The organism is Ningiella algicola, assembly GCF_028401415.2.
In the GTDB taxonomy this organism is placed as follows: domain Bacteria; phylum Pseudomonadota; class Gammaproteobacteria; order Enterobacterales; family Alteromonadaceae; genus Glaciecola.
In genome coordinates, this window is sequence record NZ_CP171821.2 from 1,902,219 (window position 1) to 1,914,543 (window position 12,325).

The following is a 12,325-nucleotide window of genomic DNA, read 5'->3' on the forward strand; positions in this document are numbered from 1 at the left end:
AAAATACACAGACTTACGAAATGTGTATCAAATTTGCAACACATTTACTTGCAATGGCAACTTGCTAGGTGTATAAAATTCGTCCAATGGAATTTCGGAGTTTCTCAGATGGACTTATCTATCATCATTTTAGCAGTGCTCTTTATATCTGTTTTAGGGCTTTTTGCATACTGCTTAACGGAGCCAAAAGGCAAGCATACGGTGCATGCTCGTAAGAATCATCGAGGCATTAAAGTTAACGACACTAACGCTGCTTCAATCACTGAGCAAACCTTGTCATAGAACAAATTTTCACGCCAAAGGCTTGTAACGGTCTTTAACGGAGGCAATAATGCTTCCGTTTTTTTTGCCTAATACTTTTAAACTGCTAATCCATAATCCTAGTGAGCTGAATGCGCATTTCAAGATTTTACACCCCACAGATATTAAATGCAGACAGAGAAGTCACTCTGGAAGCTGCAACCTCACACTATATTTCGAATGTATTGAGGCTCAAGGAGCACGCGCCAATTGTACTGTTTAATGGTGATGGTGCCGACTACCCAGCTGAAATATCTCAAATACATAAAAAACAAACCTTAGCTTTTGTTAACGCACAGATTAGTTTAAATGTGGAGTCTCCCTTAAGGATTCATCTTGCCCAGGGCATTTCCAAAGGCGATAGAATGGATTATGCGCTCCAAAAAGCCGTTGAGCTGGGAGTGACTCAAATTAGCCCCATCATCAGCGAACGATGCAGTGTTAAATTATCTGAACAGCGATGGCAAAAAAAACATGAGCAGTGGATGAAAATAATCATTTCTGCATGTGAGCAGTGCCAGCGTAATGTACTACCCGAACTACACCACCCAATACCTTTTAGCCAATTTATAGCAAAACAAACACCCATGCGTCGGCTCATTCTTGCACCGGGTAGTCAAAGATACTTATCGGGTATTGCGCGATGCGAACAAGGCTTTCAGTTGCTCGTTGGCCCTGAGGGCGGTTTTTCAGAGCAGGAAATCTACACCGCTGAACAAATTGGATACTCATCTGTCAATATGGGGCCAAGGATTCTGCGCACAGAAACCGCAGCTGCCGTAAGCATCGCGGTACTGCAGACGCTTCACGGTGATTTGTAGTGTAAAGGACTGATTTGCGCCTTGAAAAGCGTAAAGAATCGGGCTTGCATTTTCTAGCTTAAGCACCACAATATTGATACGACCTTTCAACATAAAGAAGCTAATGCATCACGCTGACACCGCATCAAAGACCCTCGCAGTGATCATGGATCCGATCGATACAATCAATACAAAAAAAGACACAAGCTTCGCGCTTATGCTCGAAGCACAGCGCCGCGGTTATGCGCTTCATTACATTCAACAAAAAGATATGAGCATCGACAATGGCATTGCGTATGCCGTGTCTCGGCAGATTGAAGTGCAAGATACAGCGGAAGATTATTATCAGCTTATTAGCGAAAAACGCGTCGAACTTGGCAAATTTGATGTCATTATAATGCGCAAAGACCCACCTTTTGATGCTGAGTATTTATATGCGACCCAAATATTGGAACTCGCTGAGCATCAAGGTGCATTAGTCGTTAATAAACCACAAGCCTTGCGCGATTTTAATGAAAAGCTTTTCACTGCCTTGTACCCGCAGTTTATTCCTGACACGCTTGTAACAACGCAGAAATCGGATTTCAAAGCCTTTCATGCCAAGCACAAAGACATTATTTGTAAACCACTAGACGGCATGGGCGGCACCTCCATTTTCAGGGTCAAAGAAGATGGTGTGAATCTGGGTGTTGTTGCAGAAGTGCTCACAGAAAACGGCGCTCGACATGCTATGGTACAGCGTTACATGCCTGAAATTATAGATGGCGATAAACGAATCCTCTTAATTGACGGTGAAGTAATCCCCTACTGCCTTGCAAGAATTGCCGCAAAAGACGAAACACGCGGAAATCTAGCCGCGGGTGGCACGGGTCGCGCACAGGACGTGAGTGAAGAAGATATGCAAGTCGCGCAAGCGATCGCTAAAGACATGCCTGACAGAGGTATTTTACTAGTAGGGTTGGACATGATTGGAAATAAAGTAACTGAAATTAACATCACCTCACCTACGTGTATTCGAGAAATCGAAGCCGCTTATCCCATTAATATTTGTGGCAAGCTATTTGACGCCATCGAAAGAAGGCTATAGGAAGCATACGCCATGGCAGACATCCCTCAAATCACGAGTTTGCAGAACCACTTTTTAATTGCCATGCCTGCATTAGATGACCAGTATTTCTCGCGCTCAGTGAGCTATATTCTGGAACACAACAAAGATGGCGCCATGGCGCTCGTTATCAATCAACCCTCAAAAATGAGCTTTAAAGAGTTGATGACTCACGCTGATGCAAACGCAGAAATAAGTGAGTCTTTACAAGAAAAAATCGTGGTTTGCGGCGGCCCCGTGCATCCTGACCGAGGTTTTGTTTTGCACTCTGCAAAAGGAGGTTTTACCTCAAGTCTAGAATTAAGCTCTGAGATCATGGTCACCACCTCCAAAGACATTTTGTCAGTCGTAGGTAAAAAGGATGGACCCGACAAGTCTATTGTAGCCTTAGGCTATGCTGGTTGGGGAGCAGGTCAACTAGAACAAGAAATTCAAGAGAATGCCTGGCTGACGATAGAAGCAGACCAAGAGATACTCTTTGATACCCCCATCCACAAAAAATGGCAGGCAGCGGTGAACAAACTCGGCGTTGACGTTTGGCAACTCACTCAGCAATCCGGTAATGCTTAGGTGTAAATAAACTGGATGAGTACATGAGCAGCCAAACAACACTCGCCTTTGATTTTGGCATGAAGAGCATTGGCGTGGCCGTCGGTCAAAGCATCACAGGAACCGCCTCACCTCTGGCGGCTCTTCGTGCACAAGATGGGATACCGGACTGGGATCTCATTGAGGAGCTCATCAAAGATTGGCAGGCTCAAACATGTGTGGTGGGTTTGCCGCTTAACATGGACGGCAGCGAGCAAGACATCACGGCTAACGCTAAAAAGTTCAGCCGGCGCTTAGCGCATAAATATAAGTTAGCGGTGCATTTGCATGACGAACGCTTAACTACGGTTGAAGCAAAAGCGCGTTTGTTTGAATTAGGTGGCTTTAAGAAGCTTGGGAAAGAAAAGGTGGATAGCGTGTCAGCTTGTCTAATATATGAAAGCTGGTTGCGCAGCGTCGATAGGCAATAAGAAAGCAATAAACGCGCTCTATAAAGACCCTAATTAAATTAACCACAAAGACTAATAACTACTAGCGCGCCGTCTGACACTGCCAACAAATTCTAAATTGCGGTTCATTCGATTCGTTACACCTTTGACATTGCCATTGAGAATCTGGCACATCCAAGGCTTTGGTATCTTCTTCCAAGATATTCAACAACTCCTTTGCTTTGGGCTCCCAATCAGCATCTAATAACCACACCTCAGGCAAGGCCTCATGATGGGGTATTTCGCCGCTAGCCCCCTGAATAAACTCATTCTTGATGGTGCAAGGAATACCCGCATCTTCAAGAATTGAATACACCTGTCTTACTTTGAATTGATTAAAGTCTTTATAGAAACGTTTCATACTGTCCTTAACTTCATTGCCAGTGCTCGTGACGCTTTTTTTGGAATCAAGGCCAATCGGCTTGCTTAATATAGACCGCAAAAACAGGGGTACTCATTCAAATGACCATAAAAAATCAGAAGCTAAGTAGACTGCCTTAGAAAGTTGTGAAGCGTCAGAAAGTTTTACACAATTAGTCTCAAAACTCAAAAAACACTTCTATCTTATTGATATATATTAATATCTAAACTTGGTGTCAAATTTGCTTACCAGGCACTTTCATACATTACAAAATTACATATTAGGAGCTGTATATGTTGAAGTATTTGGTAGCAGGTATGTTTGGCCTTTCTATTGCGTTTAGCAGCCAAGCGGCATTAGTTGAAGTGTTTTCTGAAGATTTCGAATCTAGCCTGGATGACTGGACGACCGTTGGAAATCAACCCATTCTCACCAGTGACGCGTTTGAGGGAGCGCAAAGCGTAAACACAGATCGAGGGTTTATATACAATGATTTCGCACTGCAAGCAGGTGATGTTATCTCAGTTTGGACGAAATTCTCTGGCGAAGGTAGATCGTACCTTGGGTTTGGAGCTACCGACGCAGGCACAAACTCTTTTGTATTATCTTCCAACACGCAAGATTACCGCTTTCAAGACAATCCCGATTTTGGCTTTACAGAGTTAAACATTACGACTTTTTCTGTACTCTTTGATACATGGTATCGCTTAGAAGTTGTCCTTGGAACGTCCGAAGTAGTTGGAAAGGTATATGATACCGATGGCACGACGCTCTTAGGTTCATTAACTCAGGATGTCGGAAGTCTGGGGGCGTTAGATGGCGGAATTTCACTTAGAACTTTTGGCGATAGCGCAAACGTTCTCGATTTATTGCAAGTGTTCAGAGATGATTCTATAGCAGTATCTTCGCCAGCGGGTATTTCAGTTTTTGCTGCGTTTTGCATAGCCTTAGTATTTCGCCGCAAAAGCTAGATTATAAGTCTGAAAGCTAAAAAGACCTGCTATTTGGCAGGTCTTTTTGCATCTGCCGCAGACATAATTCTCACAAACTATCCACCTCACCAATTCTCTTTAGGTTTGTCATTTCTAATCGATAGAAAACATCAAATATTTATCATCATTCATCCACTCGTAAGGATAAACCCAATAAGATCCTTTAGGCTCACCGCGAAATTTCAAACATTTGATCAAATCGCCTTTATTAAGCCTTCTAATCCAAATCAATCGATACGTTGCTTAATGAACCTAACGGACTGCCGAATGATTTACTGTCCAGTTTAATCATCAAACGCAAATCATTGGGTGAGTCGGCATGATGAAGCGCTTGTTCTTCATTGATTTTGCCCAACTTGTAAAGATCATATAGCGCCATATCAAAGGTTTGCATACCTAGCTCACGGCCCTTCATCATTGCTTCTTTTAGCGCGCCCATTTCATTGCGTTGAATCAAGTCAGAAATGAGTGGCGAGTTAAGCAAAATTTCGATAGCAGCCACACGGCCTTTTCCGTCAATAGTGGGCACTAACTGCTGAGCAACAATAGCACGAATATTTTGACTTAAATCGTATCGCAGTTTCGCGTGCAAGTCTTTTGGCGCTAGGTGCATGATACGTTCAATCGCTTGGTTAGCATTATTTGCGTGCAAGGTTGCTACACACAAATGCCCAGTATCGGCAAAAGACATCGCATATTCCATGGTCTCCATGGAACGAATCTCGCCAATGAGAATGACATCTGGCGCCTGACGCAGCGAACTTTTGAGCGCTTCATCAAACGAGAGTGTGTCAATACCTACTTCCCTTTGCGTCACAATACAATTGCGATGCGAATGCAAAAACTCGATGGGGTCTTCTATGGTGAGTATATGCCCATACGAGTTTTCATTACGGTGGCCAATTAAGGCTGCCAGTGACGTAGACTTACCCGTGCCGGTGCCGCCAACAAATAGTACTAGCCCCTTTTTCGACATAATAATGTCGTTCAAAATTGGAGGTAGCCCCAATGAACTCGCTTTTGGAATTTCAACGACAATACGACGCACCACCATGCCGGCCGCATCACGTTGCCAAAATGCGGAACAACGAAAACGCCCCACATCCATCAAACTAACTGCAAAGTTGCATTCTTTCTCATGTTTGAAGTCTTCAATTTGCTCTTCATTCATGGCCTGATGAACCAAAGATAAAGCATCTTCCTGACTCAAACGATGATCCGAAATCGGTTTTAGTTTGCCGTTAATTTTCACGCTAACTGGCATACCTGCTGTGACAAACAGGTCAGAAGCATCCATGTCTACCATGGCTTTTAAACAATCATCTAATGTCATCATTGGGAGTTCTCTTATCGCTTATGCTATTTGTCAGTTGAACGTGCAGCGGCGTCTTGCTGCGTAATTACACCTTGTGCCACTAGCTTTTGCAAACACTGATCCATGGTTTGCATGCCATGCGATTGCCCTGTTTGGATAACTGAGTACATCTGCGGCACTTTGTCTTCACGAATTAAGTTTCTGATAGCGGGGATCCCCAGCATGATTTCGTGGGCTGCAACACGGCCACCCCCGACTTTCTTCAACAGGGTTTGAGAGATAACCGCACGTAAAGACTCTGAAAGCATAGAACGGATCATGGACTTTTCCTCAGCAGGAAAAACATCAATTATTCTGTCAATCGTTTTAGGCGCAGAGTTGGTGTGCAAGGTACCAAATACCAAATGCCCGGTTTCAGCGGCTGAAATGGCAAGGCGAATCGTTTCCAAATCACGTAGCTCACCCACGAGTATTACATCGGGATCTTCACGTAGGGCGCTTCGCAAAGCATTGTTGAAGCTGTGTGTATCGCGGTGCACTTCGCGCTGGTTCAGCACGCAAAGCTTATTGTTGTGAACAAATTCGATGGGATCTTCAATGGTCAGAATATGCTCACGCTTGTGCGTGTTGATATAGTCTATCATTGCCGCCAAGGTGGTACTTTTACCTGACCCCGTTGCCCCTGTGACCAAGATGATGCCCGTAGGCTGGTTAATAATTTGCTTGAAAATATCAGGCGCACCTAGCTCATCTAGCGTCAGTACTTTGCTGGGGATGGTTCGCAATACCGCCGCCGCGCCTCGGTTTTGATTAAATGCATTGACCCTGAAACGTGATAGCTCGGGGATTTCGAAAGAAAAGTCCACTTCAAGGTTTTCTTCGTACTCTTTACGCTGTTTATCGTTCATAATGTCGTATATCAGGCTGTGCACATTTTTGTGCGAAAGCGAATCGACATTAAGTCGACGCATTTCACCGTCTACACGTATAATTGGAGGTAATCCCGCGGTTAAGTGTAAATCGGAAGCGCCATTTTGTACGCTAAAAGCAAGTAGTTCGTTAATATCCAAAGCGTTTTCTCCAAGCATCAAGTATTTATGCATTACAAGGGGATGGTCACCGAAACGCTTAACCTTTATGTAAGTAACTTCATCACACGAGGCTAATACATCGTCAATGAGCACTAACATCGCTGACAATCTCATGAGAGTTAATCAACGCATTCAGGACGCCAGCGCCGCTTGTAATCGCGATCATAACGATATTCACTTACTCGCGGTAAGTAAAACGAAACCCGTATCTGATGTATTGCTTGCGTATGAAAACGGACAACGTGATTTCGGTGAAAACTACGTGCAAGAAGGTGTCAAAAAAATCCAAGAGCTTGCAGAATTTTCAGATATCGTCTGGCATTTTATCGGCCCCTTGCAGTCAAACAAGAGTAAATTTATTGCAGAATATTTTGATTGGATGCACAGCCTTGACCGATTTAAGATTGCCAAGCGCTTAAACGACCAGCGTTCAGCGCATCAATCCCCTTTAAATATCTGCATTCAGGTCAATATCGATAATGAAGAGACAAAAGCGGGGGTAAGCGAAGAAGACGTCGAAGCCTTGATTGAACAAATTCAAGGTTTATCGCGCATTACATGTAGAGGCCTTATGACTATCCCAAAGGCAAGTGACAGCAAAATGCAGCAACGACAAAGCCTCGAAAAGATGCAAGACTTATTTAAACGTTGCCAAGCACGTTTTCCCGATTTAGATACACTATCAATGGGAATGAGCAATGATTTAGACCTCGCCATCGCGTGTGGAAGTACCATGGTTCGGGTAGGAACCGATATTTTTGGCAAACGCGCGCAAGCCCCTACAAAGACAAAGGAGAGACATGACTTTTAGAAAAATCGCTTTTATCGGTGCTGGCAATATGACCAAAGCCATTGTGGAAGGCTTGGTCGCAAAAGGCTATGACAGCAATATGATTATGGCCAGTAACCCGAGCCGCCCCAAACTTGATGAACTTGAAAACAAGCTTGGTATAAAGACAAGTCAACATAATGAAAACGCAATAGCGTTTTCACAGGTCATTGTATTGTCTGTCAAACCTCAACTGATGGCATCGGTATGTAGTGATTTTTTATCAAAGGTCGATTTAGCAGGTAAATTGGTCATTTCTATTGCTGCAGGCATTGAATGCCAGCGCTTACGTCAAATGTTGGGGGGGTTCGAAAACCTTGTTAGAGTAATGCCCAATACGCCCTCTTCGATTGGATATGGTATGAGTGGAATTTATGCGGCAAATGGCGTCAGCCATGATGACGCGCAATTTGCGGCTTTTTTGATGAATCACGTGGGTCAAACCTTGCTCGTTGACAAAGAGAGTGACATTGATACGGTGATTGCTGCTGCTGGCAGTTCTCCCGCTTACTTTTTTTATGTTGCGCAAGCCATGCAGCAAGAGGCGATGAATATGGGGCTCAGTGAAAACGACGCACGTAAACTGGTGCAACAAGCTATGCTGGGCAGTGCACAAATGATGCAGGCTAATGAAGAAGTATCATTGGCAAGCTTAAGAGAAAACGTTACCTCAAAAGGCGGTACCACTCACGAAGCGGTAAAAACCTTGCAAAAACACGATGTAGCACACATATTCAGTGAAGCAATGCGCGCAGCCGTAAAGCGGGCTAAACAAATGGCGAAAGAATTTTAGGGGAAAGCAAGCAGTATGAATGCAACATATTTTCTGGTAGACACCATATTTAACCTTTATCTAATGGTGGTAATATTACGCCTGTGGCTACAGTTTGCCAGAGCCGACTTTTATAATCCTTTCAGTCAATTTGTGGTAAAGGCGACGCAGCCGGCGGTAGGGCCGTTAAGACGACTTATCCCATCAATTGGACGCCTTGATACCGCCACCTTAGTCTTCGGAATTGTCATTGCCGGACTTAAAATCATCACATTAAGTTTATTGTTCGGTGCTGGTTTACCTCCAGTATTGAGTATTATCATCACTGCCATCGCCATATTTATCAGCCAAACTTTGAATATCATGTTTTGGATCCTCATTATTCGCGCGATATTAAGCTGGGTTAGTCAAGGGAATAACCCTATGGAGCTTGTTATGCACCAGCTTACCGAACCCATGCTTGCGCCTATTCGTCGCGTTATTCCACCCATGGGTGGCTTAGATTTATCGGTACTGATAGCGATTATTGCACTGCAATTTGTACGCATTCTATTGGGCGATGTGTTTGGGCCGGGGATCTAAATTTGTATAAGCGCATATCAAGGTAGAAAGAAAATAAGCAACGCGAGGAAACTGATGAAATATCTTGCTAAATACTTTGCAGCTGCGAGCAGCTTGGTGATCTTAACCCTGATGTTAGTGCCATTGGCTCAAGCGGAGCAAAAGAAGGTACTGGGCAACTGGGACGTGCACTATATTGCCATTCCAAGCACTTTTTTGACGCCTGAAGTCGCCAGAGCGAACGGTATCGTTCGCTCGTCTACTAACGCGCTGGTTAATATTTCTGTGCTAGACAGCACGAGTAAAAAAGCCTTGGATGTTGACGTAAGCGGCAGTGCACGCAATTTATTGGGCACCAACAAAACGCTAGAGTTTAAGACTGTCAAAGAAGGCGAAGCCATTTATCATCTGGCAAGTGTCTCGTTTGATGACAAAGAAGTGCTTCGCTTTAATATCTCCATCACTGACTCAAAGCGCTCAGAGGTGCTTCAGTTCCAGCAAAAAATGTACGAAGAGGAATAAGCCTTTTAAGCGTCTAGTTTCTCTTTTGCATCTTCCTCGCGCTTTCTGGCCCTCGCAAGTGCATCTCTTGCAAGCACGTTTTTTGCGTATTTCTCTACATTATTATGAACAAGACTCAGTTTAAAGCCCTGTGCCCACGACAGTGTATGTCCTGCCACAACGTCGGCAACGGAAAAGTCGTCCCCGAGAATAAATGGCTTGTCGCCTAGCAGTTTACTAAATATCTTCAGGGCACTTTCAAACTCCAAGGCACCGAGTGCTTGCATTTTTTCAATGCGCTGCTGCTCTGGATAGACAAATTTATGCTTTGCTATGGTCCAAAGCGGCTGTTCCAGCTCAGTTAGTGTAAAATACATGGCTTGCTCGTAAAGGCCGCGCTCTGGCGTCCCCGCATTTGGAATCAAGCGACCGGCTTTGTCAGCGAGGTAGCTTACAATCGCGCCTGACTCCGCAAGGCTTAAGTCGCCGTCAATCAGCGCAGGTACCTTAGCCATGGGAGTTACTTTAAGAAATTCCGGCTGCTTATGCTCGTTTTTATATAAATTGACCAATTGATATTCATAATCAAGCCCAAGTTCTTCGCACGCCCAAGTAATTCTAACGCCCCGTGTTCCTGGATAACTCAATACTGTTAACACATGTATTCCTTATTTTTGTTCTGCTCGTTTAAACATAAAATCACTTTGAGTGCTTGCTTGCTCGTCAAAGCGATATCCAGCCGTATCAAAATTTTTCAGCTTTGACACATCTTTCAACTGGTTTTCAATAATGTAACGCGCCATCATGCCGCGCGCTTTTTTAGCATAAAAACTGATGATTTTATATTTGCCATTTTTCTCATCTTTAAAGTGCGGCGTGATAATCGTCGCGCCGTTGTTTTTAAGCTCAGATGTTTTCACAGACGAGAAGTATTCGTTTGAAGCAAGATTTACAATCACTGAATCACCTTGGGTGCTCAAGTCTTGTTTAATCAAATCTGTAATGTCGCTGCCCCAAAACTCGTAGAGAGATTTGCCTTTAGGCGTTAAAAGCTTCGTGCCCATTTCCAGGCGATATGGCTGCATTAAGTCCAAAGGTCTAAGCACGCCATAAAGGCCGGATAAAATGCGTAAATGAGATTGTGCAAATTCAATCGCCTCATCGCCTAGCGAGAGCGCATCGAGTCCAGCATACACATCACCATTAAAGGCATAAATAGCGGGCCGCGCATTTTGTTCGGTAAACGGCGTTTCAAAAGAGTTAAATCGCTCAGCGTTTAAAATGGAGAGCTTGTCGCTGATTGACATCAGCGAGCTCAAATCAGCAGGGGAGAGCTTTTTACACACCTTTACCAAGGTGTCGATTTGTGCACTTAAGCGCGGTTGCGTGGCCTTAACGGCAGGAATGTCAGATTGGTAATCTAAATTTTTTGCAGGCGATACTAGAATTAGCATAAGGTAATACACTTCCTTCAAAGTAAAAGCACTTCATTGTTCCAAAAGCACTGTAATATAGACGGTAATGGTGGCCTAATTATACGAAAAAATGCTTTTAAAAGCCTTAAGCGAACGAAAATTTCATCTGTCATTTATGAAAAATCGCTTTATCGGGCAAGGTCGCTAGTCATTGCCCCCGCTAACTTGGTATGCTTAAACGCTAAACGAATCGTGCAAGTTAGTTAAAGGAACAATATGTCTAATCAATTAGAATCTCTTCGCTCCATGACAACGGTTGTCGCTGATACCGGCGATATCGACGCCATCAAAAAATATCAACCTGTAGACGCAACGACCAATCCATCTCTACTGTTAAAGGCTGCTGCACTGCCACAGTACGATACATTGATTGATGCAGCTATCGCCTATGGCAAGACCCAGTCTGGCGATGCTGACGCCCAAGCAAATGCAGCTTGTGATCACTTGGCGGTTGCCATTGGTAAAGAAATCGTAGGCGTTGTTCCTGGACGAATTTCCACAGAAGTAGACGCGAGATTATCCTTTAATACGCAAGCGACGATCGATAAGGCACACGAGCTCATTGCCTTATACAAAGAGGTTGGGGTAGATAAGTCGCGCATACTCATTAAAATTGCTTCCACATGGGAAGGCATCAAAGCCGCTGAAGTGCTTGAAAAGGAAGGTATTAACTGTAATCTTACCCTCTTATTTAGCTTTGCGCAGGCGCGTGCGTGTGCAGAGGCGGGCGTATTTCTTATCTCCCCCTTCGTTGGACGTATTTTGGACTGGTACAAAGCTAATAGCGAAGATAGCGACTTTGAGGGCGCAAACGACCCGGGTGTAAAATCTGTAAGTCAAATTTACCGCTATTACAAAGACAATGGCTACAAAACCGTTGTCATGGGCGCAAGCTTTCGCAACACCGGTGAAATCGTCGCATTAGCTGGCTGTGACCGACTCACCATCAGCCCTGGACTCTTAGAAGAACTTGAAAATACGCCGGGCGAGCTTAAAGCCGTGCTGTCTGATAAGGGACAAACTGGCTCTGTGGATTCAAAACTGACTGAAGCGGCATTTCGCTGGGACATGAACCAAGACCCAATGGCGACTGAAAAACTAGCAGAAGGGATTCGAAATTTTGCTGCAGATCAGGTTAAATTAGAGAGCTTGTTAAAAGCGCGCTTTTAAAGCGCGCCAACAGCTC

16 protein-coding genes are annotated in these 12,325 nt (G+C 44.2%); 11 read left to right on the forward strand and 5 right to left on the reverse strand.

Going from position 1 to position 12,325, the window contains the following annotated elements:
- The first annotated feature begins 108 nt into the window (after positions 1-108).
- The 5 genes from PN836_RS08320 (at position 109) to ruvX (ending at position 3,224) form a co-directional block, all read left to right on the forward strand.
- Complete coding sequence (locus PN836_RS08320) at positions 109-282, forward strand: hypothetical protein (RefSeq protein WP_395344779.1); 174 nt, start codon at positions 109-111, stop codon at positions 280-282.
- A gap of 110 nt (positions 283-392) precedes the next feature.
- Complete coding sequence (locus PN836_RS08325) at positions 393-1,121, forward strand: 16S rRNA (uracil(1498)-N(3))-methyltransferase (RefSeq protein WP_395344780.1); 729 nt, start codon at positions 393-395, stop codon at positions 1,119-1,121.
- A 103-nt stretch (positions 1,122-1,224) separates the two neighbouring features.
- Positions 1,225-2,187 carry a glutathione synthase gene (gene gshB / locus PN836_RS08330; protein WP_395344781.1) on the forward strand — a complete coding sequence of 321 codons (963 nt, stop codon included), beginning with the start codon at positions 1,225-1,227 and terminating at the stop codon, positions 2,185-2,187.
- Between the two features lie 12 nt (positions 2,188-2,199).
- Positions 2,200-2,775, forward strand: coding sequence for a YqgE/AlgH family protein (locus PN836_RS08335; protein WP_395344782.1), 576 nt, complete (start codon positions 2,200-2,202; stop codon positions 2,773-2,775).
- Between the two features lie 23 nt (positions 2,776-2,798).
- Entirely contained in the window at positions 2,799-3,224 is a 426-nt protein-coding gene (gene ruvX, locus PN836_RS08340) for a Holliday junction resolvase RuvX (RefSeq protein WP_395344783.1), read from the forward strand.
- A gap of 61 nt (positions 3,225-3,285) precedes the next feature.
- Here ruvX and PN836_RS08345 read toward each other — a convergent pair whose 3' ends face one another.
- Complete coding sequence (locus PN836_RS08345) at positions 3,286-3,603, reverse strand: DUF2007 domain-containing protein (protein ID WP_395344784.1); 318 nt, start codon at positions 3,601-3,603, stop codon at positions 3,286-3,288.
- 293 nt (positions 3,604-3,896) lie between these two features.
- Between PN836_RS08345 and PN836_RS08350 the strand changes: the two genes are divergently transcribed.
- Positions 3,897-4,574, forward strand: coding sequence for a hypothetical protein (locus tag PN836_RS08350; RefSeq protein ID WP_395344785.1), 678 nt, complete (start codon positions 3,897-3,899; stop codon positions 4,572-4,574).
- Positions 4,575-4,812: 238 nt separating this feature from the next.
- Here the strand turns inward: PN836_RS08350 and PN836_RS08355 are convergent, their stop codons facing one another.
- Complete coding sequence (locus PN836_RS08355) at positions 4,813-5,928, reverse strand: PilT/PilU family type 4a pilus ATPase (protein WP_395345551.1); 1,116 nt, start codon at positions 5,926-5,928, stop codon at positions 4,813-4,815.
- Between the two features lie 26 nt (positions 5,929-5,954).
- The gene (locus tag PN836_RS08360) at positions 5,955-6,980 is read right to left on the reverse strand and encodes a type IV pilus twitching motility protein PilT (protein WP_395345554.1); all 1,026 of its coding nucleotides are present in this window, start codon (positions 6,978-6,980) and stop codon (positions 5,955-5,957) included.
- A gap of 106 nt (positions 6,981-7,086) precedes the next feature.
- On the opposite strand from PN836_RS08360, the gene PN836_RS08365 reads away from it, so the two are divergent.
- Genes PN836_RS08365 through PN836_RS08380 form a run of 4 tightly spaced genes read left to right on the forward strand, consistent with a single transcriptional unit; the run spans position 7,087 to position 9,685 of the window.
- Positions 7,087-7,812, forward strand: a complete 726-nt coding sequence (locus PN836_RS08365; protein ID WP_395344786.1) for a YggS family pyridoxal phosphate-dependent enzyme — start codon at positions 7,087-7,089, stop codon at positions 7,810-7,812.
- Complete coding sequence (proC, locus tag PN836_RS08370) at positions 7,802-8,623, forward strand: pyrroline-5-carboxylate reductase (protein WP_395344787.1); 822 nt, start codon at positions 7,802-7,804, stop codon at positions 8,621-8,623. Before PN836_RS08365 ends, proC begins: the two co-directional genes overlap by 11 nt.
- 15 nt (positions 8,624-8,638) lie before the next feature.
- Positions 8,639-9,184, forward strand: a complete 546-nt coding sequence (locus tag PN836_RS08375; RefSeq protein WP_395344788.1) for a YggT family protein — start codon at positions 8,639-8,641, stop codon at positions 9,182-9,184.
- A gap of 54 nt (positions 9,185-9,238) precedes the next feature.
- On the forward strand, positions 9,239-9,685 hold the full coding sequence (locus PN836_RS08380; protein ID WP_395344789.1) for a DUF4426 domain-containing protein: 447 nt from the start codon (positions 9,239-9,241) through the stop codon (positions 9,683-9,685).
- 5 nt (positions 9,686-9,690) lie between these two features.
- Here the strand turns inward: PN836_RS08380 and PN836_RS08385 are convergent, their stop codons facing one another.
- Both PN836_RS08385 and yaaA read right to left on the reverse strand, forming a co-directional pair.
- Complete coding sequence (locus tag PN836_RS08385; protein ID WP_395344790.1) at positions 9,691-10,323, reverse strand: glutathione S-transferase family protein; 633 nt, start codon at positions 10,321-10,323, stop codon at positions 9,691-9,693.
- 9 nt (positions 10,324-10,332) lie between these two features.
- The gene (gene yaaA / locus PN836_RS08390; RefSeq protein ID WP_395344791.1) at positions 10,333-11,118 is read right to left on the reverse strand and encodes a peroxide stress protein YaaA; all 786 of its coding nucleotides are present in this window, start codon (positions 11,116-11,118) and stop codon (positions 10,333-10,335) included.
- 237 nt (positions 11,119-11,355) lie between these two features.
- Here yaaA and tal point away from each other — a divergent pair, with 237 nt between their 5' ends.
- Entirely contained in the window at positions 11,356-12,309 is a 954-nt protein-coding gene (gene tal, locus PN836_RS08395; RefSeq protein WP_395344792.1) for a transaldolase, read from the forward strand.
- Positions 12,310-12,325: the final 16 nt, after the last annotated feature.

What these genes read in the sequence shown, in the direction of transcription:
- PN836_RS08345 (WP_395344784.1), bottom strand. Translation starts at nt 3,603, where the DNA reads ATGAAACGTTTCTATAAAGACTTTAATCAATTCAAAGTAAGACAGGTG.
- PN836_RS08350 (WP_395344785.1), top strand. Translation starts at nt 3,897, where the DNA reads ATGTTGAAGTATTTGGTAGCAGGTATGTTTGGCCTTTCTATTGCGTTT.
- PN836_RS08380 (WP_395344789.1), top strand. Translation starts at nt 9,239, where the DNA reads ATGAAATATCTTGCTAAATACTTTGCAGCTGCGAGCAGCTTGGTGATC.
- yaaA (WP_395344791.1), bottom strand. Translation starts at nt 11,118, where the DNA reads ATGCTAATTCTAGTATCGCCTGCAAAAAATTTAGATTACCAATCTGAC.
- PN836_RS08355 (WP_395345551.1), bottom strand. Translation starts at nt 5,928, where the DNA reads ATGACATTAGATGATTGTTTAAAAGCCATGGTAGACATGGATGCTTCT.
- PN836_RS08365 (WP_395344786.1), top strand. Translation starts at nt 7,087, where the DNA reads ATGAGCACTAACATCGCTGACAATCTCATGAGAGTTAATCAACGCATT.
- gshB (WP_395344781.1), top strand. Translation starts at nt 1,225, where the DNA reads ATGCATCACGCTGACACCGCATCAAAGACCCTCGCAGTGATCATGGAT.
- ruvX (WP_395344783.1), top strand. Translation starts at nt 2,799, where the DNA reads ATGAGCAGCCAAACAACACTCGCCTTTGATTTTGGCATGAAGAGCATT.
- proC (WP_395344787.1), top strand. Translation starts at nt 7,802, where the DNA reads ATGACTTTTAGAAAAATCGCTTTTATCGGTGCTGGCAATATGACCAAA.
- PN836_RS08325 (WP_395344780.1), top strand. Translation starts at nt 393, where the DNA reads ATGCGCATTTCAAGATTTTACACCCCACAGATATTAAATGCAGACAGA.
- PN836_RS08335 (WP_395344782.1), top strand. Translation starts at nt 2,200, where the DNA reads ATGGCAGACATCCCTCAAATCACGAGTTTGCAGAACCACTTTTTAATT.
- PN836_RS08320 (WP_395344779.1), top strand. Translation starts at nt 109, where the DNA reads ATGGACTTATCTATCATCATTTTAGCAGTGCTCTTTATATCTGTTTTA.
- tal (WP_395344792.1), top strand. Translation starts at nt 11,356, where the DNA reads ATGTCTAATCAATTAGAATCTCTTCGCTCCATGACAACGGTTGTCGCT.
- PN836_RS08375 (WP_395344788.1), top strand. Translation starts at nt 8,639, where the DNA reads ATGAATGCAACATATTTTCTGGTAGACACCATATTTAACCTTTATCTA.